At 72.4% G+C, this 24,194-nt stretch carries 23 protein-coding genes and 1 riboswitch; of the genes, 10 read left to right on the top strand and 13 right to left on the bottom strand.

From position 1 onward, the window contains the following. Positions 1-200: 200 nt before the first annotated feature. Entirely contained in the window at positions 201-761 is a 561-nt protein-coding gene (locus tag P696_RS52375; RefSeq protein WP_026412730.1) for a hypothetical protein, read from the bottom strand. Between the two features lie 477 nt (positions 762-1,238). Next, positions 1,239-1,793 carry a hypothetical protein gene (locus P696_RS0113270; RefSeq protein WP_026412731.1) on the bottom strand — a complete coding sequence of 185 codons (555 nt, stop codon included), beginning with the start codon at positions 1,791-1,793 and terminating at the stop codon, positions 1,239-1,241. A 79-nt stretch (positions 1,794-1,872) separates the two neighbouring features. On the opposite strand from P696_RS0113270, the gene P696_RS0113275 reads away from it, so the two are divergent. Continuing rightward, positions 1,873-2,352 carry a hypothetical protein gene (locus P696_RS0113275; RefSeq protein WP_157429671.1) on the top strand — a complete coding sequence of 160 codons (480 nt, stop codon included), beginning with the start codon at positions 1,873-1,875 and terminating at the stop codon, positions 2,350-2,352. 49 nt (positions 2,353-2,401) lie between these two features. Here P696_RS0113275 and P696_RS0113280 read toward each other — a convergent pair whose 3' ends face one another. Then, complete coding sequence (locus P696_RS0113280) at positions 2,402-2,740, bottom strand: Imm51 family immunity protein (RefSeq protein WP_026412733.1); 339 nt, start codon at positions 2,738-2,740, stop codon at positions 2,402-2,404. Between the two features lie 49 nt (positions 2,741-2,789). On the opposite strand from P696_RS0113280, the gene P696_RS0113285 reads away from it, so the two are divergent. The 3 genes from P696_RS0113285 (at position 2,790) to P696_RS0113295 (ending at position 4,319) form a co-directional block, all read left to right on the top strand. Beyond that, positions 2,790-2,969, top strand: coding sequence for a DUF1737 domain-containing protein (locus P696_RS0113285; RefSeq protein WP_026412734.1), 180 nt, complete (start codon positions 2,790-2,792; stop codon positions 2,967-2,969). A 2-nt stretch (positions 2,970-2,971) separates the two neighbouring features. Continuing rightward, the gene (locus P696_RS0113290; RefSeq protein ID WP_211245724.1) at positions 2,972-3,730 is read left to right on the top strand and encodes a methyltransferase domain-containing protein; all 759 of its coding nucleotides are present in this window, start codon (positions 2,972-2,974) and stop codon (positions 3,728-3,730) included. Between the two features lie 187 nt (positions 3,731-3,917). Beyond that, complete coding sequence (locus tag P696_RS0113295) at positions 3,918-4,319, top strand: ATP-binding protein (protein WP_026412736.1); 402 nt, start codon at positions 3,918-3,920, stop codon at positions 4,317-4,319. A 95-nt stretch (positions 4,320-4,414) separates the two neighbouring features. Here the strand turns inward: P696_RS0113295 and P696_RS52380 are convergent, their stop codons facing one another. Beyond that, the gene (locus tag P696_RS52380; RefSeq protein ID WP_051467462.1) at positions 4,415-5,236 is read right to left on the bottom strand and encodes a choice-of-anchor P family protein; all 822 of its coding nucleotides are present in this window, start codon (positions 5,234-5,236) and stop codon (positions 4,415-4,417) included. Positions 5,237-5,313: 77 nt separating this feature from the next. Beyond that, complete coding sequence (locus tag P696_RS0113305) at positions 5,314-6,090, bottom strand: L,D-transpeptidase (protein WP_034484582.1); 777 nt, start codon at positions 6,088-6,090, stop codon at positions 5,314-5,316. A 425-nt stretch (positions 6,091-6,515) separates the two neighbouring features. On the opposite strand from P696_RS0113305, the gene P696_RS45165 reads away from it, so the two are divergent. Together P696_RS45165 and P696_RS52385 are read left to right on the top strand one after the other, a co-directional pair. Next, positions 6,516-7,118 carry an RNA polymerase sigma factor gene (locus P696_RS45165; RefSeq protein WP_245627643.1) on the top strand — a complete coding sequence of 201 codons (603 nt, stop codon included), beginning with the start codon at positions 6,516-6,518 and terminating at the stop codon, positions 7,116-7,118. Between the two features lie 19 nt (positions 7,119-7,137). Further along, a complete protein-coding gene (locus P696_RS52385) occupies positions 7,138-8,292 on the top strand; it encodes a CU044_5270 family protein (protein WP_157429672.1) in 1,155 nt (384 codons plus the stop codon). Positions 8,293-8,493: 201 nt separating this feature from the next. On the opposite strand, the gene P696_RS54325 is transcribed toward P696_RS52385, so the two are convergent. Together P696_RS54325 and P696_RS0113320 are read right to left on the bottom strand one after the other, a co-directional pair. Next, a complete protein-coding gene (locus P696_RS54325; RefSeq protein ID WP_084337467.1) occupies positions 8,494-8,856 on the bottom strand; it encodes a hypothetical protein in 363 nt (120 codons plus the stop codon). Positions 8,857-9,176: 320 nt separating this feature from the next. Then, the gene (locus P696_RS0113320; protein ID WP_157429673.1) at positions 9,177-10,925 is read right to left on the bottom strand and encodes a pentapeptide repeat-containing protein; all 1,749 of its coding nucleotides are present in this window, start codon (positions 10,923-10,925) and stop codon (positions 9,177-9,179) included. 276 nt (positions 10,926-11,201) lie between these two features. Between P696_RS0113320 and P696_RS0113325 the strand changes: the two genes are divergently transcribed. Both P696_RS0113325 and P696_RS45180 read left to right on the top strand, forming a co-directional pair. Next, the gene (locus tag P696_RS0113325; RefSeq protein ID WP_026412740.1) at positions 11,202-13,292 is read left to right on the top strand and encodes an RNA degradosome polyphosphate kinase; all 2,091 of its coding nucleotides are present in this window, start codon (positions 11,202-11,204) and stop codon (positions 13,290-13,292) included. Further along, positions 13,285-14,250, top strand: a complete 966-nt coding sequence (locus P696_RS45180) for an NUDIX hydrolase (protein WP_084337385.1) — start codon at positions 13,285-13,287, stop codon at positions 14,248-14,250. Before P696_RS0113325 ends, P696_RS45180 begins: the two co-directional genes overlap by 8 nt. Positions 14,251-14,257: 7 nt before the next feature. On the opposite strand, the gene P696_RS0113335 is transcribed toward P696_RS45180, so the two are convergent. Together P696_RS0113335 and P696_RS0113340 are read right to left on the bottom strand one after the other, a co-directional pair. Further along, positions 14,258-15,832, bottom strand: coding sequence for a CYTH and CHAD domain-containing protein (locus P696_RS0113335; protein ID WP_026412741.1), 1,575 nt, complete (start codon positions 15,830-15,832; stop codon positions 14,258-14,260). 95 nt (positions 15,833-15,927) lie between these two features. After that, on the bottom strand, positions 15,928-16,407 hold the full coding sequence (locus P696_RS0113340; protein WP_026412742.1) for a GNAT family N-acetyltransferase: 480 nt from the start codon (positions 16,405-16,407) through the stop codon (positions 15,928-15,930). Between the two features lie 173 nt (positions 16,408-16,580). On the opposite strand from P696_RS0113340, the gene P696_RS0113345 reads away from it, so the two are divergent. Together P696_RS0113345 and P696_RS0113350 are read left to right on the top strand one after the other, a co-directional pair. Next, a complete protein-coding gene (locus P696_RS0113345) occupies positions 16,581-16,901 on the top strand; it encodes a WhiB family transcriptional regulator (protein WP_026412743.1) in 321 nt (106 codons plus the stop codon). A 160-nt stretch (positions 16,902-17,061) separates the two neighbouring features. Further along, the gene (locus P696_RS0113350) at positions 17,062-17,664 is read left to right on the top strand and encodes a rhomboid family intramembrane serine protease (protein WP_026412744.1); all 603 of its coding nucleotides are present in this window, start codon (positions 17,062-17,064) and stop codon (positions 17,662-17,664) included. Positions 17,665-17,695: 31 nt separating this feature from the next. On the opposite strand, the gene P696_RS0113355 is transcribed toward P696_RS0113350, so the two are convergent. The 4 genes from P696_RS0113355 to P696_RS57425 form a co-directional block, all read right to left on the bottom strand. Further along, on the bottom strand, positions 17,696-18,484 hold the full coding sequence (locus P696_RS0113355) for an SDR family oxidoreductase (protein ID WP_026412745.1): 789 nt from the start codon (positions 18,482-18,484) through the stop codon (positions 17,696-17,698). A gap of 97 nt (positions 18,485-18,581) precedes the next feature. Further along, a complete protein-coding gene (locus tag P696_RS0113360; RefSeq protein ID WP_026412746.1) occupies positions 18,582-20,042 on the bottom strand; it encodes a hypothetical protein in 1,461 nt (486 codons plus the stop codon). Positions 20,043-20,158: 116 nt separating this feature from the next. Beyond that, complete coding sequence (locus P696_RS0113365) at positions 20,159-20,485, bottom strand: DMT family transporter (RefSeq protein ID WP_026412747.1); 327 nt, start codon at positions 20,483-20,485, stop codon at positions 20,159-20,161. Positions 20,486-20,520: 35 nt separating this feature from the next. Beyond that, positions 20,521-20,587: riboswitch (guanidine-III (ykkC-III) riboswitch) on the bottom strand. Positions 20,588-20,704: 117 nt separating this feature from the next. After that, complete coding sequence (locus tag P696_RS57425; RefSeq protein WP_211245725.1) at positions 20,705-23,047, bottom strand: hypothetical protein; 2,343 nt, start codon at positions 23,045-23,047, stop codon at positions 20,705-20,707. Positions 23,048-24,194 lie beyond the last annotated feature (1,147 nt).

Consider the following 24,194-nt stretch of genomic DNA (forward strand, 5'->3'; position numbering starts at 1 on the left):
CTGGCCGGGCTCGCCGCTGGAGCACGCGGTGTGAGCGTCGGTCGCTGGCCTCATTCGCCCCCGGACGCGCGTCGGTGATGTAACCGCTGGCCTTGCGGTGAACGGGCGTCGCGCCTCAGCCTCAGCGAGGAGTGCTGGCCGCGCGTGAAGTAGCTGGGGTGAAGGGTGCCGAGTCGTCGTCGTTGACTACCTGCGCCGACTTAGGTGAACGCCCAGGTGATCGGTGCGATCGGGCTGTCGGGGTTGGTCGCCTTGAAGACGATGGCGGTGGCCCGGGCCTTGCCGGGCACCTCGAAGACGGCCCACCCGCGCACGCAGTCTCCCGCCCGGACGTCGCGCGGGGTGATCGGGTACAGGGGGACCTCGTAGTTCGTGGCCAACGGCTCCTCTGGCTGGACGGTGGATCCGTCGGGCAGCCGCAGGCTCCACGACTGGACGGCCACGGTCGCGCGCGTCGCCGTGGACCGCTTCACGCATGTCTCCACCTCCGCCCCCGCCCATTCGAAGCCCATGCGCGGAAGGTGCCTGCCTGGCAGCGGCTGCCGGTAGGTGAGCGCGGTGACGGACGCCGCGATATATGGCGTCGCGGCAGTTCCCGGGGTGCCGAGCTGGAGCGCGGCGGGGGTGCTCGGCGGGGCGGGCGTCGTCGCGGTTTCCTGAGGTTTGGGCGGGCTGGGCTCGGCCTTCGGCGCGAGCGGGTTGGAACAGGCGGTGAGGGCGAGGCCGAGGACGGTGAAGGCGGCGGCGATGCGCACGGTCATGGCGGCTCCTGGGCGGTGGGTGTGATGCCGATGGGACGCGCCACAGCCGAATCCGGTTCACTCCATCGAAGCCGTCCGCTCCCCGGGACGACCGGCTTCTGCGGCGGTCGGCTCGCTGCGGCGTTGAACTCAGCGATCCGACTCGGAAGCTCGGCCAGCGAATCGATCCGCATCGTGGAGATGCGGTCGTCCTGCCGAATGTGGTCGTTTGAGATCACGGGGCAGCGGTATCGGTCGTTGGCGGCTACTTCTCGTCGAGCAGCCCCATGTTCTCCGGGAAGGTCGCCAGGAATTCCTGCATCTCGGGTGTGGTGGCGTCGGAGGCCATCTGGTTGACGACGTCGAGGATCAGAGCCAGGTCGTCACCGGACTGTTTGCCGAGGACGTGGGCGATCCACTCCAGTTGCTGAACGGCGGTGTCCGGGTCTAGGGACTCGTCATCGCTGGACTCCAGGAACCATGCAAGGCACGGAATTCCTATGGCGTCGCGCGGATGTCCAGGTTGAGGCCGAGGTCGTCGCGGAGGGCGCGGGCCTGGTCGGGGGTGGCCAGGACGTAGATGTCGTCGGTGCAGCTGTCGTCGTCGGTGATCGCGTGGAAGACGCGCGGGTCGTCCCCGCCCGGTGCGAGCTCGTCGATGGCCTGCCACACGCCGAGCTGGTCGAGGTAGTCGTCCGCCAGGTGCTCGACGGGCCAGGACGCGGGCTCGCCGTTGAGGCGGAACCGCAGGAACTCCTCGTCGTCCTCCTCGACGAGCGCGACGTCGGAGACGGTGAACTCGCCCGAGCAGGCCGCCGCGCGTTCCAAGATCTCCCGGTAGCTCTCTTCGAGGTCGCAGACGTCCTCACCGTGGACGACCACGGTCACGCCGAACTCGTACATGACGTCGAGGACGTCCTCGGGATCGAGTTCCTCGTCGTGATCCGCCGAGTACTCGGCGATCGCCGCCAGCGCGGCGTCCGCACGCGTCCGGGTGACCATGTCGAGTTCCACCAGCCGGTTCGCGATCGTCCGGGCCGTCAGCTCCACCATGAGCCCGATTGTGGCGGGGGGCCCGGACATTTCCGGACGGGAACCGGTGGCTGGAGTCGGACGTCCGAGCGACATGAGCGTGACGGCGACGGTTCTGCCTCTGGCGGGCGTGGTGCTCGGGTCCGCCGGGACCCTGGTCGGCCAGTACCTCTCGACGCGTGTCGAGGCGCGGCGGACGCGGTTCGAGCAGGCCAGTGCGGAGCGTTCGGAGCGCAAGGAGGCGCTCATGGAGTTCCTGTCCGCGGCCCAGCAGGTGGAGATGTGCCTGGACCGGCGGTCCATGGGCGAGCGAGTGGACGAGTCCGAGGTGTGGAAGCGACTGCACCTGCTCTGGCTGGCCAAGAAGGTGCCCGAGTTGGTGTGCTCGCCTGCCGTCGCGCAGGCGGCCCACGACTACACGCTCGCCCTCGACGCGTTGCTCAGGGGACGAACCGTCGCGGACGGATCACCGCCCAAGCGCGAACTCCGCTTCGCCTTCATGGAGGCGGCCCGCCAAGAACTCGGCGTCGCCAGCGAGCCCCTGAGAAGGACACCGTCCACAGGCGAACCCGGCGAGTAACACCCGTCGTCGGGCAGTCCCAGGTTCCAGGACTCCCGCAGGAAGCAGGTCAGTCGTCGAAGTCGTGGTTGGCGGCTTGGGCTGCCTTGAGGAGGGTGGTCATGCGGGTGGGGGTTGTGGTGGTGGGGGCGAGGAGGGTGGCCAGTTCTTCGAGGGCGGGGCGGTCGCGGCCGTAGGCGCAGAACATGCCCGCTTCGGGGTCGTAGGAGAAGCGGCCCTCCAGGGACGGGGCTTCGGTGGTGACGAGGAAGCGGGCGACGCCTTCCCAGAAGTAGCCGTTCGGTTCGTGGCCGTGTTGCTCGACCAGGGCGTCCACCTGGGTGGTTCCCGCGTTCAGGAGCAGGGAGAACGAGCCGGGGCTGGTTTCGATCAGTTTGAGTGGGGTCATGGGCGCAGCATCGCAGAAGGGTGTGACGGTTGGTTCGTAAGATCGCGGTATGACTGATGAGCGTGAACTGCCGCGGTATCGGGTGCTGACGGGGCCGGACGACGCCGCGTTCTGCTGGCGGGTCAGTGAGGCGCTGGACCTGGGTTACGAGTTGCACGGGCCGCCGTCGGTGACGTTCAACGGGGACCGGGTCATCGTGGCTCAGGCGCTTGTGCTGCGGAGGGAGTGACGGTGAGGGGCTTCGAAGAGCTGGTGGACGAGGCGTCCGAGGTTCCGGTCGAGGGGTGGGACTTCTCCTGGCTGGACGGGCGGGCCACGGAGGAGCGGCCGTCCTGGGGGTACGCGCGGTCGATGGCCTCGCGGCTGGCGGGCGTCCGGTCGGCGCTGGACGTCCAGACCGGGGGCGGCGAGGTGCTCGCGCGGGCCGCGAGCCTGCCGGTGACGATGGCGGCGACCGAGTCGTGGCCGCCGAACGCGGCCAGGGCGACGCGGTTGCTCGGGCCGCGCGGGGTGGTGGTGGTCGCGACGCCGGATGAGCCGCCGCTGCCGTTCGCGGACGGGGCGTTCGAGCTGGTCACGTGCAGGCATCCGGCGACCGTGTGGTGGGACGAGATCGCGCGGGTCCTCGAGCCCGGCGGGACGTACTTCGCGCAGCACGTCGGCCCGGCGAGCGTGTTCGAGGTGGTGGAGCACTTCCTCGGTCCGCAGCCGGAGGCGCGGCGCGCGCGGGATCCGGAGGCGGAGGCCGCGGCGGCGCGGGCGGCCGGGCTGGAGATCGTCGACCTGCGGACTGAGCGGCTGCGGATGGAGTTCCTCGACATCGGGGCCGTCGTCTACTTCCTGCGCAAGGTCATCTGGATCGTGCCCGGGTTCACCGCCGAGAAGTATCCGGAGCGGCTCAGGGAGATGGACGAGCGGATCCGGCGGGATGGTTCGTTCGTAGCGCATTCTGCGCGAACGCTCATCGAGGCCCGGAAGCCTGGAGCGTAGTGCGCGCGACGTCACGCTGCGCGGATATCCCCAGCACACGCGGACGGATCGCCGCGAAGGCGGCCGTTCGGGGTGACGCCGGTCAGCGCTCACATTGCGCACGGTCACGGTCACATTGCCGGTACCTGGCGTTTCCCGTGGTGCCTGCCGGGAATTCTGGTCCCATCGAGGGAACGGAGGCGGTTCCATGGAGGTCGTCATCGAAATGACCTTGCCGAGGGACGCGGAGAGCGCGCCCCTCGCACGGCACACGCTGGACGCCTCGCTCCGCGGGCTCGGGGTCGCCTCGGACGTCCGGGCCGACATCGCGCTCGCACTGGGCGAGGCCTGCGCGAACGTCATTCAGCACGCCGTGTCCAGCACCGCCTATGAGATCCGTGCCCAGCTCGATCCGGGCCGCTGCGTCGTGGACGTGATCGACGGCGGCGGGGGTGACGTCCCGCAGAGCTGGACGGGGACGCACGATCCCGTCCACGACGAGAACGGCCGCGGCCTCACGCTGATGCACGCGTTCACCGACGACCTGGAGATCAGCGGACGTGCCGACAAGGAGGGTTCGGTCGTCCATTTCGAGAAGTCCTTCGGCTGACCGTCCGATAGAGCGGGCCGGGCGGCGTTCGAATTCGTCATAAATGGAAAAGGCCCCGCATCCCGGAATCCGGGACGCGGGGCTTTCGCGTGGTGTCAGCCGGTGACGGCGAGTTCGTGCCGGACGGGGTTCGGACGCGGAGCATCGCCCACCCCGGTGGTGGACGGGGGCTTCATCGCGGGTGCGCCCTTGCCTCCGGGCAGGGTGCCCGGGCGGCTCTCCGGCCGTCCCGGCCCGCCGGGCGCGCCCTGACCGCCCGGCCCGCCCGGTGCGGCCTGACCGCCGGGCGCGGTCTGACCGGCGGCGTTGCAGGTCACGGACGAGACGCGCACGTTCTCGGGGCCGAGGTGCGCCAGCGGCGCGGTCAGGTCCACCGCGGTGACGCGCGTGCCGGTCGGCGTGCGCTCCTGCTTGTTGAGGGTCAGCGCGACGCGGCCCAGCTTCGGCAGGTCCACCGGGATGGTCGTGTTGGGCGCGGGCGCGACGGGCAGCTGCTTCCCGCCGATCGTGGCGCCGACCAGGTCGGACGTGCCCGTCCCGCCCGTGCAGCGCGCCCGGACGGCGTCGGCGGCGAACTGGATCTCCGGGACCCGCAGCTTGGCGACCCTGGCCTGCGACTTCGCGGGGGACGCGGCGACGTCCAGAGCGGCGGCCTTCACGACCTTGAGGCGCTCCTCGTTCAGCATGGACGCGCGCTGGACGCCCTTCGCCGACGCGACGGCGGGCTTGGGGTCGAGCGGGATCGGGCCGGTCAGGGCCAGACCGAAGGCGCTGCCTTCCGCGCCGGGCGCGCTGCCCGCGCCACCGGCCGCGTCGCCGTGGGTGGCGGCGAAGGACGGCGTCGCGGCGAGGAGGCCGCCCGCCGTGGCGAGCGCGACGACCCTGGTCAGGCGTGCGGTGGCCGTTCCGAAACGCATGATGTGTTCTCCGTTCGAGAGGAAGAGGTCGGGACGGGCTCGCGGGAGCGCGGCCGGGGAGGCCCGTCCGTGAAAGGTCAGGTCAGGTGGACGAGGGTGCCGAGCGGAATCCCCGACAGCCGGCGCAGCGCGGCCGGGGGGACCCGGACGCAGCCGTGCGTGACCGGCTTGCCGAACACCGAGGCGTCCGGCCAGCCGTGCAGCGCCACCGTGCCCGGCCCGCCGCCGAAGCTGTCGAGGGTCGCCGAGTGCGTGCCCAGCGGCAGCACCAGCGGGCTCGGCGTCCGCTTCGCCGGGGACAGCGACGCCATGACGAAGGTCCGGCCGGGCGGCGTCGGGGTGCTCGGACCTCCGACCGCGACCGTCCAGCGGCCGACCTGGTGACCGTCCTTGAGGAGGGTCAGCGCGCGGTGCGTGACGTCCACCCTGATCACGTACGGCGTGTGCGCCGTGCGGATCCCTCCGCCCCGGGTCGTGATCCAGCCGGTCGTGCCGTTCGGGCGGCTCGGCAGCAGGACGCGCAGCCACTCGCCGTCCTCCTGCACCGCGGGGACCCAGGTGGGCCCGCCGAGCTCGGTGGACGGCAGGACCGCGACGGTCCTCCCACCCGGACGGTCCAGGACGGGCCGGGCGCCCTCGGGGTGGACGACCAGGCCGGAGGTGCCCGCGTCCGGGGCGGGGTCGGCCGGGACGCCGAGGATCGTCGCGAAGGTCGTCGCCTCCGGCGTGTCCGCCTTCCCCTGACCCGGCCTGGCCGCCGCGTCCGCGTGGCCCCCGTCATGCCCGCCGCATGCGCCGAGCAGCAGCGCCGCCGCCAGCGGCAGGGCCCCAGATCGGACGGCGCGTCTGTTCATTGATGCCCTCCAGGAAGAGCCTTTTCCATTCCTTGATGAAATGGGGAAAGGCATTGACGATCGCCAACTCGCGGGATGCTAGCGGTGAGGAAGGCGTGCCGTGTCGGGAAACGGGGAAACACTTCCGCGGCGACCGGCGGGCGCCGAACAATTCTCTTAAAGTCGCGAATTCAGCCAAAAGAGAGTGAAGTCATCCCGGACCGGACGTCACGACGGAACCCCTGGCACGGACCCCCGCCACAGGACCCCCGCCACAGGACCCCGGCTCAGAAGCCCTCCGAACGGGCCCGTCGTCCGGCCCGGGAGCCCTTCGGCCGGGGCGGGAGGCCGGGCGTGCTGCGAGATTTCGCGATCACGCCGGTAACACTGGCCTCCGGCGCACCACTACCTGGTGACGGAACACACCGGGACGGACGGAGAAGCAGGTGACGGCCGATGAAGAGCGGTTCACCGCGATCTACGACGCCTGCCGGCAGCGCGTGTGGGCGTACGCCACCGCGCGCGCCGGGAGGCAGATCGCCGACGAGGTGGTGAGCGAGACCTTCGCGATCGCCTGGCGGCGCATCCGGGACGTGCCGGAGCCCGCGCTGCCGTGGCTGCTCGGCGTGGCGCGGAACGTGCTGCGCGACGGGCACCGCGCGGAGGTCCGGCGCGCGGAGGCCGCCCAGGAGATGTGGCAGTACGCGCCCGGCCCGGCCGGGGACGTCGCGGTGGAGGTCGCCGAGCGGATGGGCGTGCTGCGCGCGCTCGCCACGCTGTCGGAGGACGACCGGGAGATCTTGATCCTCACCGCGTGGCAGGGGCTCACGCCCCGCGACGCGTCCCGCGTCCTCGGCTGTTCGAAGGCGGCCTTCCGCGTCCGGCTCCACCGGGCCCGCCGCCGCCTCCAGCAGGCGGTCGAGCAGGACGAGCCGAAGCGCGCCACCGCCACCCGCCACGCCCCGGACGGTGTTGGGACCTCGAAGAGAGCCGGTGTGTCGGAGACGGAACGTGACCAGGGAGTGAAGCGGGTCGGCCATGCGGCCTGACGCGCGAGGAGGCAAGAACGTGAAGCGTGACGCGATGGAGATGCTGATGAACGCACGTCCTGACGAGCTGGACCCGAACGCGCCGGTCGACGCCGAGACCCGGGAGCGGGAGATGGCGCGGGCCAAGCACGGCGCACATGGAACGACGACCGTGACGGCGCCCGCGCGGCGACGCGTCCGGCCGGTGTGGGGCCTTGGGCTGGCCGGTGTCGCGGCGGCTGCGGTGGCGGCGGCGGTGCTCGTGCCGATGAGTGGCGACGGAGGCGGCGGCACCCCGGCCGCGAAGAAGCACGACGGGTCGCAGTCGCTCGACGGGCGGACGGTCCTGCTGACCGCCGCCGAGACCGCCGACCGGCAGCCCGCCGCGTCCGGCGCCTTCTGGCACGTGACGCGCCTGAACCGCCAGTACATGCGAGTCGGGTCCGGCGCGATGTCCTACACCGTGGTCGACGAGCAGCGTGATGAGAGCTGGACGCCGAACTCGCCGACCGGTCTCATGGTGGCGCGGGCCCAGCAGCTGGGCGCGCACCCGGTCACCGACGCGGACAAGGCGATGTGGCGGAAGGCCGGTTCCCCGACGTCCTGGCAGGTGAAGATCCCGGCAGGGAACGGGAAGTACAAGCCGCTTTCGCTGTCGACGACCCCCGGCAAGGTCAGGATCACCCGGCAGGGACTGCCCAAGGGCGCGGTGTACTGGCTCGGCCGGAACGTGACGATGAAGCAGGTCAAGGCTCTTCCGTCTGACCCGAAGACGCTGAAGGCCGAGCTGCTGCGCTGGTACCAGGGCCACGGCACGGAGGCGGTGGATCAAAAGAGCACCGCCGACGAATGGCTGTTCGACGTCGCGCGCGGCCTGGTCACCGACATGGCCGTGAGCCCGAAGGTGCGCGCGGCGGCGTTCCGGATGCTCGCGGGGCTTCCGTCGGTCGCCTCGCTCGGAAAGGTCACCGACGACCGGGGGCGGACCGGTGTGGCGATCGCGATGACGCGTCCGGGGCAGGCCGGCGCCGCGCTGCAGAGCCGCCTGATCATCAACCCGTCGGAGGGACGCGCGCTCGGCTCTCAGGACGTCCTGGTCAAGCAGAGCGACCGCTACCCGGGCGTTCGGGCGGGCTCAGTGCTGTTCTCGATCCTGATCAACTCGCACGAATGGACGGCCTCGGCCCCGAGCTGACCGTCCTTTCCATGACCCGCCCTTCCGGAAGGGCGACGGACCAAGCGCCGCGCGCCACTCCCGCGCGGCGCTTCACCCTGTGGGGCCGCTACACCTCGCGTGGTGCCCTTGCCCCGCGTGGTTCAGGTTCACTCGAGGCGCACCTGGCGCGTGTTCGGGTGGTGCTTCAGGATGGGGCGGGGCTTTAGTGGTAAGGCATTTCTAGGCGGAGCGGGCGGTGCGGCGGGCGGCTCGTTGGGCGAGGCGGCGTTGGGCGGCGGCGGAACGGCCGCGTTCGAGGCTTTCACGGACGCGTGCCATTCCACGGGCGTTGATGAGCGGGTCTTTCGGACGTCCGGCGTATTCGGCGAGGACTTCGGAGACCGGCGGCGGTGTTTCGTCGCGTACCCGAAGGGGCGGGCCGATGCCGATCGTGGTCGGAGCGGCCGTCTCCGCGGGGGTGGGAGTGGGGGTCGGGAATGCGCCCGGCGTCGCGGGCGAGTGGTCATGATCGGTCGCGGCGACGAGAGTGAGGGGCGTTTCGCAGTGCGGGCACCGCAACCCGTTGTGGGTTTCCCTGCTCATGTTCCGCATCATTACCCAGGGGTCTGACATTTGACGCGTTCGGTCCAGTGAACGCCGTGTGTCAGGTCGCGGTCCGGCGGTAAAGGAGCCGGATCCAGGGGAGGTAAGGCGGGCGGTCCGGCGAGGTTAGGCAGACGGTCCGGGGAGGTTAGGCGAGAGCCCCGGATGGTCCTTGTTCCGCAAGGGCGGTGACTCCGAACGCGAGAGCGATCAGGTCGATTCTGAACCGACACAGGGGCCGGTTCAGAGTCGGCGCCGCTCGGGCGTCGGGGCCGCTCGGAGGTGCTCGGAGCCGGTGGCGATTCGCCCCGGCGGACGCTTCAGATCCGGTGGGCGGTCGTTCCGTGTTGATGGGCGGCGGCGTGCCGGTGGGAGTGTTCCGCGAGGGTCGCGCCGCCGACGACGAGCGCGGCCAGGACGGCGATCCACGCGATCGTCCGGCCGGCGCGGAGTCCGTAGCCGCAGGTGATCCAGAGCAGGTGGAGGGCCCAGCGGCGCCACTGGTCGGGGTCGCTGTGGCGGCGGAGCTCCAGCGCGCGGTAGCGGAAGTCGCGGGCCGGGCCGCCGTCGGCGTCGGCCGTCGCGTGGGCCAGTTGCCGGTAGAGGACGGCCAGCCGGGACGGGGGTTCGGAGCCGGAGTCCTCGCTGAGGACGGCGCGGGCGCGTCCGGCCAGCGCTCGGGGGCCTGGCCGGGTCGCGAACGCGCAGCGTCCCCGGATGTGCAGGTCGTCGGGGTGCTGGAGGCCGAGGAACCGGCAGCGGCTGAGGTCGACGTCGGTGAGGTCGAGGCGCGGGGCGCTGACGCCGCTGACCGACAGCACCCGGACGTCCGGTGCGGTGCCCGCGCTCTCGGGGATGCCGCAGAACGGCCGCTGCTGGGCCCGGACGCGCAGCCGCCCGAAGCAGACCGCGCCGGTGAGGTCGAGGTCGGCGCCGCGGACGCGCAGGTCGGCGTCGCCGCGGACGGTCAGCCCGTCCGCCTCGATCCGGCCCGCGCTGGCCTGCACCTGGACGCCGCCGTGCGCGGACACGCCCGTGAGGACGAGCCGTTCCCCGGCGGCGAGCGGGCCGAGCCACAGCCCGCGCCGGAACCGGGCGCGGTCGAACCGGGCGTGCCGTCCGACGCGGACGCGGCGGCAGGACAGCGCGCCGCCGAAGCAGGCCGCCTGCATCCCGGCGTCGCGGCCGAACCGGGCGCGGTCGAACGCTGCGGCGCCGATGAACACCGCGCGGGTGAAGTCGGCGTCGGCGAGCCAGGACGCCTCGCCGAACAGGGCGTCCCCGGCGAACACGGTCTCGGTGAACGCGGCGTGCCGGTGGAAGCGGGCCTGGTGGAAGGACGCGTTGCCGCCGAACCGCGCGCCCCGGAACGACACGTTCCCGAAGAACCGGGCGTCGTAGAAGGACGCGCCGCCGACGAACGCCGCGCCGTCGAAGGAGCTGTCGCCCTCGAAGCACGCGCCGCGCAGCGCCGCCGCCGACGGCAGGACCGCGCCGTCCAGGCGGGTGCGGCCGAGGTGCGGGCGCCGGTCCGGGCCGGTGAGCGCGTCGAGGACGTCCGACAGCAGGTCGGCCGGGACGGTCACGCCGCGCAGGTCCAGATCGCCGCCGGGGCGCAGGCGTCCGACGAACAGCGCCCGTTCACCGGGGCGCAGGTGCGCGGGACAGCCGCGGAACGGTTCGACGACGCGTCCGGAGCAGCCGAAGACCGCGCGGCAGCGCGCCCACGGGACGGTCGCGCCCACGGACGCCGCCCCGGCGACGACCGATGCCGCCCCGGCGACGACCGACGCCGCGCCTGGGACAGCGGACGCCGCCGCGCCTGCGGACGACGCCCCCGCGACGGCGGACGACGCGCCCGCGCCCGCGGACGACGCGCCCGCGACGGCGGACGACGCGCTTGCGGACGACGCGCTTGCGGACGACGCGCTTGCGGACGCCGCGCTTGCGGATGCCGCGCCCGCGGGCGGCGCGCCTGGGGTGGCGGAGGTCGCGTCGGGTGGAAGGGCGGGCGCCGCGGTGGGGCTGGCGGGGGTGGGCGCTGCGGTGCTGAGTTTCTGAGGGGCCACGCTCCTGTTGTACCCACGGTAGGTTCCCGTCCCAATCTCTCTCTGTGGACAGGTCGTTACTCCCCGCCGTCGGCCCCCGTCGCGGCCCCGCCACCTGCGCGCAGTCCTCGGGACGTGCGGTGGCACGTGCGGATTCGTGGTTCGAGGAGGCCCCGTCCCCGAGTGATCACGCCGTTCGGCGGGCATGATCGGGAGTAACCGCCACAAGAGCCGCAAACGGGGGACGAGACACAGCCGTTTCATCACCGTTCACCTTGACCGGGGAGCATGTGCCGCATGACCGTCAATCCAGGACATATCCCCCATACCTCCGGGCCGGGTGCGCTGCCCGACGAGCGCTACCTCGACCGGGAGGAGAGCTGGCTGCGGTTCAACCAGCGCGTCCTGGAGCTGGCGGAGGACCCCGAGCTGCCGCTGCTCGAGCGGGTCCGGTTCCTGGCGATCTTCGCGTCCAACCTGGACGAGTTCTTCATGGTGCGGGTCGCGGGGCTGACCCGGCGGATGGCGACGGGCCTGGCGGTCAAGTCCGCGTCCGGCCGCCGCCCGCGCGAGGTGCTGGCGCGGACCTCGGAGGTCGCGCACGAGCTGATGCTGCGGCACGCCGCGTGCTTCCGCGGCGAGCTGCTCCCCGGGCTCGCCAAGGAGGGCATCGAGATCCTGCGCTGGGACGAGCTCGCCGAGACCGAGCAGGAGCGGATGCGGCGGCTGTTCCGGGACCGCATCTACCCCGTCCTCACCCCGCTCGTCGTCGACTCGGCGCACCCCTTCCCCTACATCTCCGGCCTGTCGCTGAACCTCGCGGTGATCGTCCGGGATCCGGAGACCGGGAAGTCGATGTTCGCGCGGGTGAAGGTCCCGCCGGTGCTGCCGCGGTTCATCGAGGCGTCCCCGGACCGGTTCACCCCGCTCGAGGACGTGATCGCCGCGCACCTCGGGCAGCTGTTCACCGGCATGGAGGTGCTGGAGCACCACGCGTTCCGCGTCACCCGCAACCAGGACCTGGAGATCGACGACGACATCAGTGAGGGCCTGCTCCAGGCGCTCGAGCGCGAACTGCTGCGCCGCCGCTTCGGCCCGGTCGTCCGGCTGGAGGTCGAGGAGTCGATCTCCGCGGCCGTGCTGGAGCTGCTCACCACCGAGCTGAGCATCGACGACGACCAGATCTACCGCGTGCCCGGCCCGCTCGACCTCGCCGGGATGTCCGCGATCGCCGACCTGGACCGTCCCGAGCTGCGCTATCCGCCGTTCGTGCCGTCGAAGGAGGCCATCGCGCAGGACGCCGGGATCTTCGGCGCGATCCGCGAGCGCGACATCCTCGTCCACCACCCGTACGACTCGTTCACCACGACCGTCCAGCGCCTGATCGAGGACGCCGCGACCGACCCGCGCGTCCTGGCGATCAAGCAGACGCTCTACCGGACGTCCGGCGACTCCCCGATCGTGGACGCGCTGATCGACGCCGCCGAGGCGGGCAAGCAGGTCGTGGTCGTGGTCGAGCTGAAGGCCCGGTTCGACGAGCGCGCGAACATCGCCTGGGCGCGCAAGCTGGAGCAGGCGGGCTGCCACGTCGTGTACGGGTTCGTCGGGCTGAAGACGCACTGCAAGCTCGCCCTGGTCGTCCGGCAGGACGCCGACGGGGTGCTGCGCCGCTACTGCCACATCGGCACCGGCAACTACCACTCCAAGACCGCCCGGCTGTACGAGGACTTCGGCCTGCTGACCAGCGACCCGGCCGTCGGCGAGGACGTGTCGGCGCTGTTCAACCACCTCACCGGCTACTCCCGCAACGACGGCTACCGGCGGCTGCTGGTCGCGCCGCGGTCCCTGCGGCCCGGCCTGGTCGAGCGGATCGAGCGGGAGACCGAGGCGCGGCGCGCGGGCCGTCCCGCGCGCATCCGGATCAAGTGCAACTCGCTGGTGGACGAGGTCACCATCGACGCGCTGTACGAGGCGTCCCGCGCGGGCGTCCCGGTGGACGTGTGGGTGCGCGGGATCTGCGCGCTGCGTCCCGGCGTGCCCGGCCTGTCGGAGACGATCCGGGTGCGCAGCGTCCTCGGCCGGTTCCTGGAGCACTCCCGCGTGTACGTGTTCGAGAACGGCGGCGACCCCGAGGTGTGGATCGGCAGCGCCGACCTCATGCACCGCAACCTGGACCGGAGGGTCGAGGCGCTCGTCCGCGTCGCCGACCGGGAGCAGAGCGACCAGCTCGTCGACCTGATGGACCTCGCGATGGACGACGACACCCACGCCTGGTGGCTGGACGGCGACGGCGACTGGGCCCGCCGCGCCGCCGCGTCCGGTGAGAAGCTCCTCGACATCCAGACCCACCTGGTCCGGTCGCGCCGCTGGAGGACGGTCGATGCCTGAACCCGGATCCGCGGCGGACGCCGGGGGTTCCGCTTCGGAGGACGGCGGCGGCGCGCTCCTCTCGCACGTCCCGCCGGAGCCGGACGCCGTCCGCGCCGCCGGTGGACTGCTGTGGCGCGAGGACGCGGACGGCGGGCTCGAGGTCGGGGTGATCCACCGGCCGCGGCACGACGACTGGACGTTCCCCAAGGGGCATGTCGAGCCGGGCGAGCACGTGCTGCGCGCGGCCGTCCGGGAGATCGTCGAGGAGACCGGGATCGTCGCGGAGCTCGGCCGCCGCCTCCCGTCCGCGGACTACGTCGTGGGCGGCCGTCCGAAGCGGGTCGACTGGTGGGCGGCGTCGCCCGTCGCGTCCACCGGGCCCGCGTTCGTCCCGAACCACGAGGTGGACGCGCTGGAGTGGCTCCCCCCGGACGAGGCGGGACGACGGCTCAGCTACTCGCTCGACCGGGACCTGCTGCGCGCCTTCACCGCCGGGCCGCGCCGCACCCGCCCGGTGATCGTCATCCGGCACGGCTCGGCGGGTGAGAAACGCCACTGGCACGAACCGGACGAGCTACGGCCCCTCGACCAGCGCGGACGCGCCGAGGCCCGCGCCCTGGCGGACGTGCTCCCCACGTTCGGATCCGCGCGCGTGGCCAGTTCGGCGACCGCGCGCTGTGTCGCGACCGTCCTGCCCTGCGCGCGCCGGACGCGGACCGACGTGACCACCGACCCCGCGTTCACGGTGGGGGAGACCGCCCCCGACCGCGCCCTGGACCGGCTGCTGGAGCTCTCCACGGACGGCCCGCTCATCGTCTGCACGCACGGCGAGATCGTCAGCGAGCTGGTCAACGGCCTGTGCCGCCGCTTCGGCGAGAAACCACCGGAGGACCCGTCCCTGCGCAAGGGCGCGTTCTGGGTCGCGCACCTCACCGGCGACTCCCTGGCCGCGCTGGAACGCCACGACGTGAGATAGGGCCTGGTCAGGCGTTCCAGGCGGAGGTGAACCGGGCGAGCGACTCATCCGCGGCGCGCTGCTCGACGCCGTGGATCCGGCCGAGGGTGAACGCCTCGGCGGGGTCGCGGACGCCCGCGGCGATCGCCTCGATCCGGCGCATCGTGATCAGCGCGTCCATGTGCTCGCCGAGCGCGGTCTGCACGGCCTTCGCGTCCCGCCTCGTCCGCTCGGCGTCCGCGCCGAGGACCGGCGTCGCCGTCTCCGCCGCGTACCGGACGCGCTTGGCGGCCTTCCGCACGTCGTGCCGCGCGATCTCGACGTCCTCCGGGCCGTCCGCCAGGACATCGTGCTTCCGGACGAGCCGCCGCCGCGCCCGGTCGAGCAACCCGGGCATCTCCTCGGCCGCCGGACGCCGCGCGCGGGCCGTCAGCGGAGGCTCGGCGACCAACGCCTCCAGCGCGTCGAGCAGCGCGAAGTACCGGGACTCGCTCAGCGTCGCGTTCATCCGCCGGTACGCGGCCCGCTCCTGCCGAGCGAGATCGTCCAGCCAGGACGGCACAGGCTCCACCGGCTCGTCCACAGTGTCCCCAGGGTCCACAGGATCTTCCACGCGGACGAAAGCGCCGGGGCCGTGTGAGGCGGGCGGCCGTTCCGGAGGTTCCGTTTCGGTGAGTTCCTCGAAGCGCCGGGTCAGCCGGGCCCGCAGGACCTCCAGGTCGCGGACCTCACCGAGGACGCCGCCGAGCCACCGGAGCTCGTCCCCGACCGGCCGGACGCGTTCGCGGTCGAAGAGCGGCGCGTAAGCGCGCAGGACGGCTCGGGCCCGGCGTGCCGCGACGCGCATCTGATGGACCGCGTCCTCCTCGCCTCGCCGCGCGGCCGGATCGTGCCGGAGCAGCGCGTCCACCTGCGTGGACAGGCGCGCGACGACGACGTCCCCCACGCTCTGCGCCTTCCCGGAGGGGGTTCTGGAGGCGGAGCCCCGGCGCTTGATCCTGCCGCCCAGAAGGCGGGCCAGCTTGGACGTCGCCGCCGACTCGCGCGCCCCGGCCTTGCGGAGCCGCTTGCCCGCGGCCTTCAGCAGCTTCGGCGGGCCGTCCACCAGCTCGACCTCGACCTCCCGCCACCGGCTCGTGGCGGCGTGGGCGTCGGCCCCGGCGTCCAGGACGGTCCCGACGACCGCGTCGTCGGCGACCTCGGCGAGCCGGGTCCCGTCCGCGTCCAGGAGGAGGGTCACGTGGCGGTCGGTGTCGAGGGTCGCGACCTGCCGCAGGGGCTCGCCGCGCGTGTGGGCGGCGACGAGGGCGGCGAGCCGTCCGGGGACCGAGCGGGCGCGGCCGAGCGGGGCGCGCACCTCCAGCCGTCCGGCCGGGACGGGGAGTTTGAGGTGCCAGCCCGCGTCCGCGCCGCCGCGCCGCCGTCGCAGGGTGATCCCGCGCGCGGCCAGCCGCAGGTCGGCGGTGTCGAAGTAGGCCGCGTGCAGCCGGACGGGCGCGGCGTCCCGGACGCCGGCGACGCCGGGCAGGCCGGACAGGTCCGGCAGCGCGAAGTCGTCGGCGGCGTCGTACTTGTGCTCGATCTCCAGATGGCTCTCGGTCACGGCAGGGCCTCCGGTGTCGTACCACTGTCCGTTTAGTCAGCTTTTCATGGCGAACATCACGAAAAAAGCCCTGGTGGACCCGGGTCCGGCCGAACTCAGCCGGGTTCGGAGGTTTCGGACGCGTCCAGGTGGTACTTCATCCCCATATGGGACGGACGAAAGCCGATTTTCTGGTAGAAGCGGATGGACTCGGGCCGCTGCCGGTCGGTCGTCAGCTGGACCAGCCGGCACCCGCGCGTCCGGGCCTGCTCGATCGCCCACCCGACCATCAGCTGGCCGATGCCCCGCCCGCGCTGCTCGGCGGCCACCCGCACGCCCTCGACCTGGGCGCGTTCGCCGCCGGTGTAGGTGAGGCCGGGGATGTAGGTGAGCTGGAGGCAGCCCGCGATCTCGCCGTCGAGCTCGGCGACGATCACCGAGTTGTTCGGGTCCCGCTCGATCGCGGCGAAGGCGGTGAAGTACGCCTCGGGCACGCCTGCGCCCCCGACCTGCTCGCGGTTCGCGGCGATCGGGTCGTTGGCCAGCAGCCGGACGATTTCGGGCAGGTCATCGCGGGTGGCAACGCGGAAGGTCACATCTCGAGCCGGGCGCACGCGGACAGATTATCCGGACGCCCTACCGGCCGGTTCAGGCAACCCGGCGCCGCGACTTGTAGTACTACGGTTCGTAGTACTACGTTGGGTGGACAACCACCCCATCCCGAACCGCCCGGCGCGACCTGCCGGGCCGTCGCAGGGAGCACAGTCTCATGCCGAACCCCAACGCCGCAGAAGAGCACTGGAGCGACCACGCCATCTGCCGTGGCGCCGATCCCGACCTGTTCTTCCCCATCGGGTACGCGGCCCCCGTCCTGCGCGAGCAGGAACGCCAGGCCAAGGCCATCTGCGCCAACTGCCCGGTCGTCGCCGACTGCCTCCGGTGGGCCCTGCGCGTCGGCGAGCCCGACGGCGTCTGGGGCGGGACGACCCCCGAGGAGCGCCGCCTCCTCCGCCGCCGCGCCGACGCCCCCGTCAAGCACCACCTGCCCGTGATCACCGTCCGCGGCGACATCACCGAAGCCGCCGCCTGACCCACGCCCCGACCCCGCCGCCCGCCGGACGCCCGGACGCGACGTCCGGCGGAAGCCCCGGACGCGACGTCCGCCACATCGCCGTCCGCCCTGGACGGGAACGTCCGGGCGGGGGACGATCGTTGACAGGACGGTGGCAGTCGAGCGACGGGGTGGGAACATGAGCTACTCCCCGGTCCAGCGGGAGAGTCGGAACGAGGGCCTCGCCACGCAGGGCACCAGAGCCCTGGCGGCGGCGACCCTCATCCTGCTCGTCACGGCGGGCATGTGGGTCCTGGAGGGCGTCGACTACGTCGCGAACGGACGCCTCGACCAGTACGGCATCCACCCGCACGACGTCGGCGACCTGCCCGACATCTTCACCGCGCCGTTCCTGCATGTCGGCTTCGGGCACCTGATGGCCAACACCGTGCCGTTCCTGATCCTCGGCTTCCTCGCGGCCATCCGCGGCATCGCCAAGTTCCTGGCGGCGTCCCTGGTCATCATCGTGGTCGGCGGCCTCGGCGTCTGGTTCACCAGCTCTGCCCTGACCCTCGGCTCCAGCATCCTGATCTTCGGGTTCTTCGGCTACCTCATCGGCCGCGGCCTGTTCGAACGCCGCCTGCTCGACATCGCCCTCGCCGTCGGCGTCGTCGCCGTGTACGGCACGATGCTCGTCGGCGTCCTGCCGAGCGACCCGTCCATCTCCTGGCAGGGCCACCTCTTCGGCCTCATAGGCGGCGTCCTCGCAGCATGGATGCTGCGGAGGCCGCGCAGCGAGTGAACCCGCGGGTGGCCCCTGCCGGACGGAGCGGTCAGCGTTTGGGGCGGGCGACGAGTTCGGTGATCTCGGCGTCGCGGGGTGTCTCCAGGGCGGCGACGACCGTGCGGGCCATCGTCTCCGGCGACGCGAACTCGGACGGGTCGTAGGCCCCGCCCTCCTGGGCGCGGACGCGGCGCTGCATCTCCGTGGCCGTCCGTCCCGGGAAGAACGAGGTCACGCGGATGTCCGGCTCCTCGGCGCGCACCGAGTCGGCGAGCGCGCGCAGGCCCCACTTGCTCGCCGCGTACGCGCCCCAGCGCGGGTTCGCGCGCAGCCCGGCCGTGGAGTTCACGTAGACGACGTGGCCACGGGCGGCGCGCAGCGCGGGCAGCAGCAGCCGGGTCAGCTCCGCCGCCGACACCAGGTTCACCGACAGGTGCTCGATCCACTCGTCGGTCTCGGTGTCGGCGACCGTGTCCAGGTGCGCGACCCCGGCCGCGTAGACCAGGCCGTCCAGCCGGGCGGGCAGCCCGGCGGCGGCGAGCGCGGCCTCCAGGCGGCGCGGCGCGGCGAGGTCGAGCGGCAGCGTCGTCACGCGCGTGTCGGTCGCCGTGCCCGTGCCGCCCGCCACACGCGGGTCGGACGCGCCGTGCCGTTCCGCGTTGACCTGGCGGATCTCCTGCGTGCGCGCGTGCGCGCCCCCCGACAGCCGTGCCTGGACGGCCGCCAGCCGCTCAGGTGACCGCCCGGTCAGGATCAGTTCGTGCCCCCGGTCGCGCAGCAGATCGGCGACCGCGCCGCCGATGCCCCCGGTCGCGCCGGTGATCAGATAAGTGCCCATGGACTCTCCCCTCGCGTCCCACTCAACATGATCGGCGCGGTCCGCGCGACTCGTGCGCGCGGACCGGCAGAGCGCCTCGCTCGGGACACAGAGCACCTCACTCGGGGCGCAGGACGCGCGTCACCCCGGCGATGAGCGCGGTCGCGAGCACCCAGCCGGACGAGATCAGCGCGTACGCCACCCACCGCGTCCAGCCGGTCGGGTCGTAGGAGTTCTGCAGCCCGAACGAGTCCAGCGGGATGAGCAGGTCGAGGCTGTAGACGAGCGCGTGGAAGTGCGGCAGTTCCACGTTCTCCTTGATCGGATGCGGGTGGTCGGCCGAGAAGACCCCGGTGCCGACGCCGACGAGCGCCGCGAACCACGCGAACGCCAGCCACGGCCGGTACCCGAACCCGACCGTCCAGTCGAGGACGACGCTCCACGCCCGCTCGACCGGGCCGAGCCGTCGCCGCCGCGCCCGCAGCTTCGCCAGCTGCACCCGGCGCGCCACGTCGTCGTGGCCGATGCCGTGGTACCAGGACGCGAGCTGCTCGTACGGCTGCAGGTGGAACTGCGGGTCGCGGGACACCCAGCGCAGCCGGTCCTTCGGCGTGGCCGGGCCGCGCAGCGTCTGGTACACGAGCCCGTCGAGGTAGATCTCCTCCGGCCAGATCCGCGGCCGGTCCATCAGGACGTCGATCCGCGAGTACGACAGCGACAGCCTGCCCTTGATCGGCTCGGCGAGGTTCATGAGCAGCTCGTCCACGACCATGTGGCTGCCGTGCAGCGCCATCCGGTCCGGGTCGGTCGAGTCGAGGACGGCCGAGTCGAACGAGAGCGTCCCGTTGATCCGCGCGTTGCGGAGCCGGACCGTCCCCTGCGAGTGGAATCCCTTGGAGAGCTCCGCGGCGTCCTGGACGACCATGTTCTCGCCGTCCAGCGCGATGCGGCCTGGGTTGCTGAGGGTCGAGCCCTCCATGAACAGCCCGCCGTTCATCCGCGCCCCGACCAGCCGGACCCCGCCCGTGAGCGTGGCGTTCCGCGCGAAGAACCCGTTCTCGACGGTCATCCCGCCGCTGAACACCGCCCACCGCTCCGGCTCGGATTCGGTGACCACCGCGTCATTCATTCCGAACCCGCCGAGCAGTTGCGCGCGCGGCATCTGGATCCCGCCCTCGAGAACCGAACGGGACAGGCTGAGGGTGCCGTCGGCATGGAGGCCACCCGCGTCGAGACCGGGCAGCAGGCAGTCGGTCATCCGGACCGCGCTGGTACGGCAGTTGATGAGGAGCGGCTTCTCGACCAGGCGGCAGAACCTGAGGCGTAGCTCGTGCCGGACGGACCCGCCGGACAGGTCGATGTGCCCGATCACGTAGGCCCCGCGGATCCGGACGGCGGAGACGAACCCGTCGCGCGTCTCGCCGCCGCCGAGCAGCAGCTGGTTGATCACGTGGGCGCGGACGGTCCGGTCCGGGTCGGGGCCGGTGGGACGCTCGTCCCCGAACACGATCTCGGCGCCGGTCGGGAACGCGTGCCAGACCCGCCGCTCCGCGGGCGTGAGGCCGGGGGGTTCACTCATCGCGACGAGTACGACGCCCGAACCGACCCGGAGGTTCCCGCTTCACTCTGTCCCCGCGTCCGGACGTTCCGTGGCCCTGGCCCGGCGGATCCTCGGCGGGACGCGGAACCGGCAGGTCAGTGGGCGTTGGAGCCCGCGAGGTTCAGGCCGATGATGCCGATGACGATGAGGGCGAGCGCGCCGAGACGCATCGGGGACGCGCTGTCGCCCATCGCGACGATGCCGACGGTCGCGGTGCCGACCGCGCCGATGCCCGTCCAGACGGCGTAGGCGGTGCCGACGTCGAGCGACCTGAGGGCGAGGCTGAGCAGCCCGAAGCTCGCGACGGCGAAGAAGAGGAACCCGGCGGACGGCCAGAACTGGCTGAAGCCCTTGCTCAGCTTCAGGCAGGAGGCCATGGCGACCTCGAGCAGACCCGCGACGACGATGAGCACCCAAGCCATGATCGAAACTCCCGGACGTGGACGACGGCATTCGCGACGCGTCGTCTTTGCCTGCCGGGTACGGCGCGCTCCTCGTCCGGGAGGACGTATTCCAGCCCTCGTTCTCCGAAACGTCCGAGGTGAGGGCGTTGTTCCCGGCATGCGGCTGTTGCGGGCCGATGCCCGGGAACGCGCGGGAGGCCCGCGCCTGGATGGCACGGGCCTCCCGTCCGGCGGGGCCTAGACCCTCGTGCTCGGGTCAGGGGCGTTTCCGGACGGGCTGGGGCCGGGGTCGAGCTTGTCCAGATGTCCGGGGGAGTCGGGGCCGGGGTCGGGGCTGCTGCTGTCGGGCGAGCCGCCGCCCGTTCCGCCGCCCCCTCCGGAGCCGTCTCCGGATCCGCCGCCTCCTCCTCCGGTGCTCGGGCTGCCGCCGCCTCCGCCCGTGGACGGCGGGCCGCTGTCCGGAGGGCCGCTGCTGTCGCCGGGGTGGCTGCCTTCGCCGAGCCGGTTGCCGTCGTTGCCGTCCGGCTTCGGCGAACTGTTGTCGTGGTCAGGGTTGACGCTGTTGCCGCTGCTGGGCGGACTGGCGTGGTACCGCTGACTCGGCGCGGGCGCGGGCGCGGGCGCCGGCCGCGCGGGTGACGGCTTCGGCGTGCGCGGAGCGGGCCGGGCCTGGGACGGCTCGCGGTGAGGGGGCTGACCGTCCGCCACCGGGACGGGGACGGGAATCGGGATCGGCAACCCGGGGATGTAGGGGAGCGGGATGCGTGTGAACGGAATCGTCGGTGGGTGCTTCCAGAACTTCCACCAGTCCCGGGGCATCCCCTTCTTCGGCTTCGGCTTCTTCTCGGGCTCGGGTGCGGGTGCGGGCTGGTTGGGCTGGTCCGGGTACTTCGGACGCTGCGGGGTCGCTCCGGGCGGCGGAGTGTCCTCCCAAGGCGTGGGCCTGGCCGGGGGCGCGTAGGGGCTCGGCGGGTTGACCTGCCCGGGGGGCGGGTCGCCCGGCGTCACCGGGGCCGGGTCGGTCGGCACGGGAGGCACGGGGGTGGGAGCGGGCGCGTCCGGTACCGGAGCCGGTGAGGGCGCGGGCGCCGGGGCAGGGGCCGGGGTTGGTTGCGGGGCCGGATTCGGCTGGACGGGCTTGGAGTGGTCCGGGTGCGTCCCCGGGTCCTGGTTGGGTTGTCCTGGCTTCTGGCCCGGAGCGTTCGGCGCGGGCTTCCAGTCCGGCTGGCCCGGCTGGTTGGGCGTGGGTGGGGTCTGCGCCGGGGGACGCCGGTTCGGTCCCTTGCGTCCGGGAGTCTGCGGAGCTTGCTTGAACGGATCGCCCGGCATGAACGGCGCGTTGGGCAGTCCGGGAATTCCGGGAAGCTTGTTCGTCGGGTTGCCGCTGTTCCCCTTGGGAGACGAGCCGCCCTTCTTACCCTTGCCGGAATTCCCCTTCTTGTTGGGGCCCTTGGTGTGCTTGCCGGGCTTGGGCGCGGGTTTCTTTCCCCTGTTCGCCTTGCGCTCGTCCCGGTTGTGCCGGAGCCATTCGCGCTCGATCCTCTCCAGTGCCCTCAAGTGGTCCTCGGCGTCGGTGAGCGCTTTACGGGCCTGTTCTATGGCCTTCTGGTCACCGGAACGCTGGGCCCGGTTGTAGTCCACCCGCCGGTCGTGGACGTTCAGCTTGGCCTTCTTCAAAAGCTTCTGGTAGTTCTTGCGCAGCATCGCCTTCCGGTAGGCGGTGCCGTCTTCCACGAGGGCCTTGAAGAGGGTGCTCATGCTGATCCCGCGCGGGTGCCCGAGATCCGTTCCCCCTTCGTTGAGTTTCTGGAGACGCTGGGCGAGGATCTGCGCGATCACCTTCTCCCGGTAGAACGGGTCGTCCAGGCTGAGCCCCGAACCGGGAGCGGGGGCGTTGTCCCACAGCGTGGTCTCCCACCAGAAGCGGGTGTTCGCGCCCCGGGCACGCTTGAAGGCCGACGGCTTCTTCTCCGGCTCGCCGCCGGACGGCTGCCGCGGCGCGGGCGGGTTGGACGACGAGCCCCGGTTGCCCCTTCCGCGCCGTCCGGATGCTCCTGACCGTCTGGTTCCGCCGACCGGACCGGCCGCGGCGACCGGAGCCGGGGAGTTGGGCGTCCCGGACGAGGAGGACTGCGGCGTCCCGGACGGAGAGGACTGCGGAAGCCCTGAAGAGTCGGCGCCGACCACGCCGCGTCCGTCCGGCGAGACCGGACGGACCGGACCCGGGTTCGCTGTCGGCGCGGGCAGCGTCCTCGGCCGTCCGGCGGAGGGTGTGCGGTGGCCGTCCGGAGTCGTCCGGCCGGGCGCGGGCATCGGCGTCGGCACGACACGCGACGGCTTCGGGAGCTGGAAGCGCGGCCGGTCGGGCCTCGGCAGGGTGAGCCGCCACACGGAGGTCGGGGGACGGCAGTTCTGCGCCTGGACGAATCCCGGCCGGACGACGCAGATCGGCGGCACGCGGTGCGTGCTCGCCTCGGCGTGCGCCGCGTGGGCCGTCATCGTGTCGTAGGCCAGACCGCCGAGCACGGTGAGGAACAGGGCCCCGACCAGGGTGAGGCCCACTCGGACGATTTGGATCATGAGTTCACCAGATCTGTCCGGTCGAGTGTCCGGCAACACTTCCGGCACGTCCGGACGAATCCGGACGCACCCGACTCGCGCGTCAGGCCCTTGTCCGAAGTCGATCCATGCGATGTGCTGTCCCTCGCGGGACGGATCACCCGAGAGCGATGGACTTCGGGAGGAGACCCAGATTGGACGCCGATACCGAAAGGCGGCCCGACCCCCGGTCGGCGACCACCCCGGCCGAGTTCCTGCACGCGCTCCAGCGCCTCCGCGCCTGGGCGGGCCGGCCGTCCCTGCGAACCCTGACCCGGCTCGCCGGAACCGTCGAGGTCCCGGGCCGTCCACCCGCCGACGCGCTGCCCGTCAGCACCCTCTCGGACAACCTCAACGGCAAGCGCCTCCCCAACCCGCCCCGCCACGCTTTCGTGGTCGCCTTCGTCACCGCCTGCCTCCGCGCCCACGGCGACGCCGCACCCGACATCGCCGCCGAACTGTCCCGCTGGACCGAAGCCCTCGAGACCCTCTCCACCCCGCCCGCGCCGGGCGAGGACGGCCCAGAACACCCCGCCGCACGGGAAGCAGCGCCGCCCAGCCCCACGCCCGCCGCGATCTCGCGCGAGGACGCCCCAGGGCAGCCGGCCGCACGGGAAGCAGGGCTGTCCAGCGCCACGCCCGTCGCGATCTCGCGCGAGGTCGCCTCCGATTCGGGGGCGTCTGGCCGAGGTTCGGATGCGGGACGGCCTGGGGCCAAGTCGACGGTGCCCGGTCGGCCGTCGGGTTCTGGTGTTGATCCGGATGCGTCGGTGTTCGGGGCCGGACGGGCCGCAACAGGCACGGCGGACCCGGAGAGGCGCGTCGCGGACGGTCTCGCCGCTGATGGGGTTTCGGAAGTTCCGTCGGCGCGGACGATCGTGTCGGCCCCGCATGAATCGTCGGAACCGGCGTCCGGTGAAAGGAAGCGTCCCGGACTGCGAAGGTCGCGGAGAACACAGAAGCATTGGGCCAGGACTCGTCCTGTGCCGATCGTCACGGCGCTTCTCGGTGTGGCGGTCGGTGCGGCCACTGTCTGGGGGCTCATGCCGTCGCATGTGAATGGCGGAACGCGCTCGGAATCACCCGCTGGGGCGGCTGTTTCGCCGTCGGGCGGTTCCGCTGCGGGGAA

This window comes from Actinomadura oligospora ATCC 43269 (genome assembly GCF_000518265.1).
Classification (GTDB): Bacteria; Actinomycetota; Actinomycetes; order Streptosporangiales; family Streptosporangiaceae; genus Spirillospora; species Spirillospora oligospora.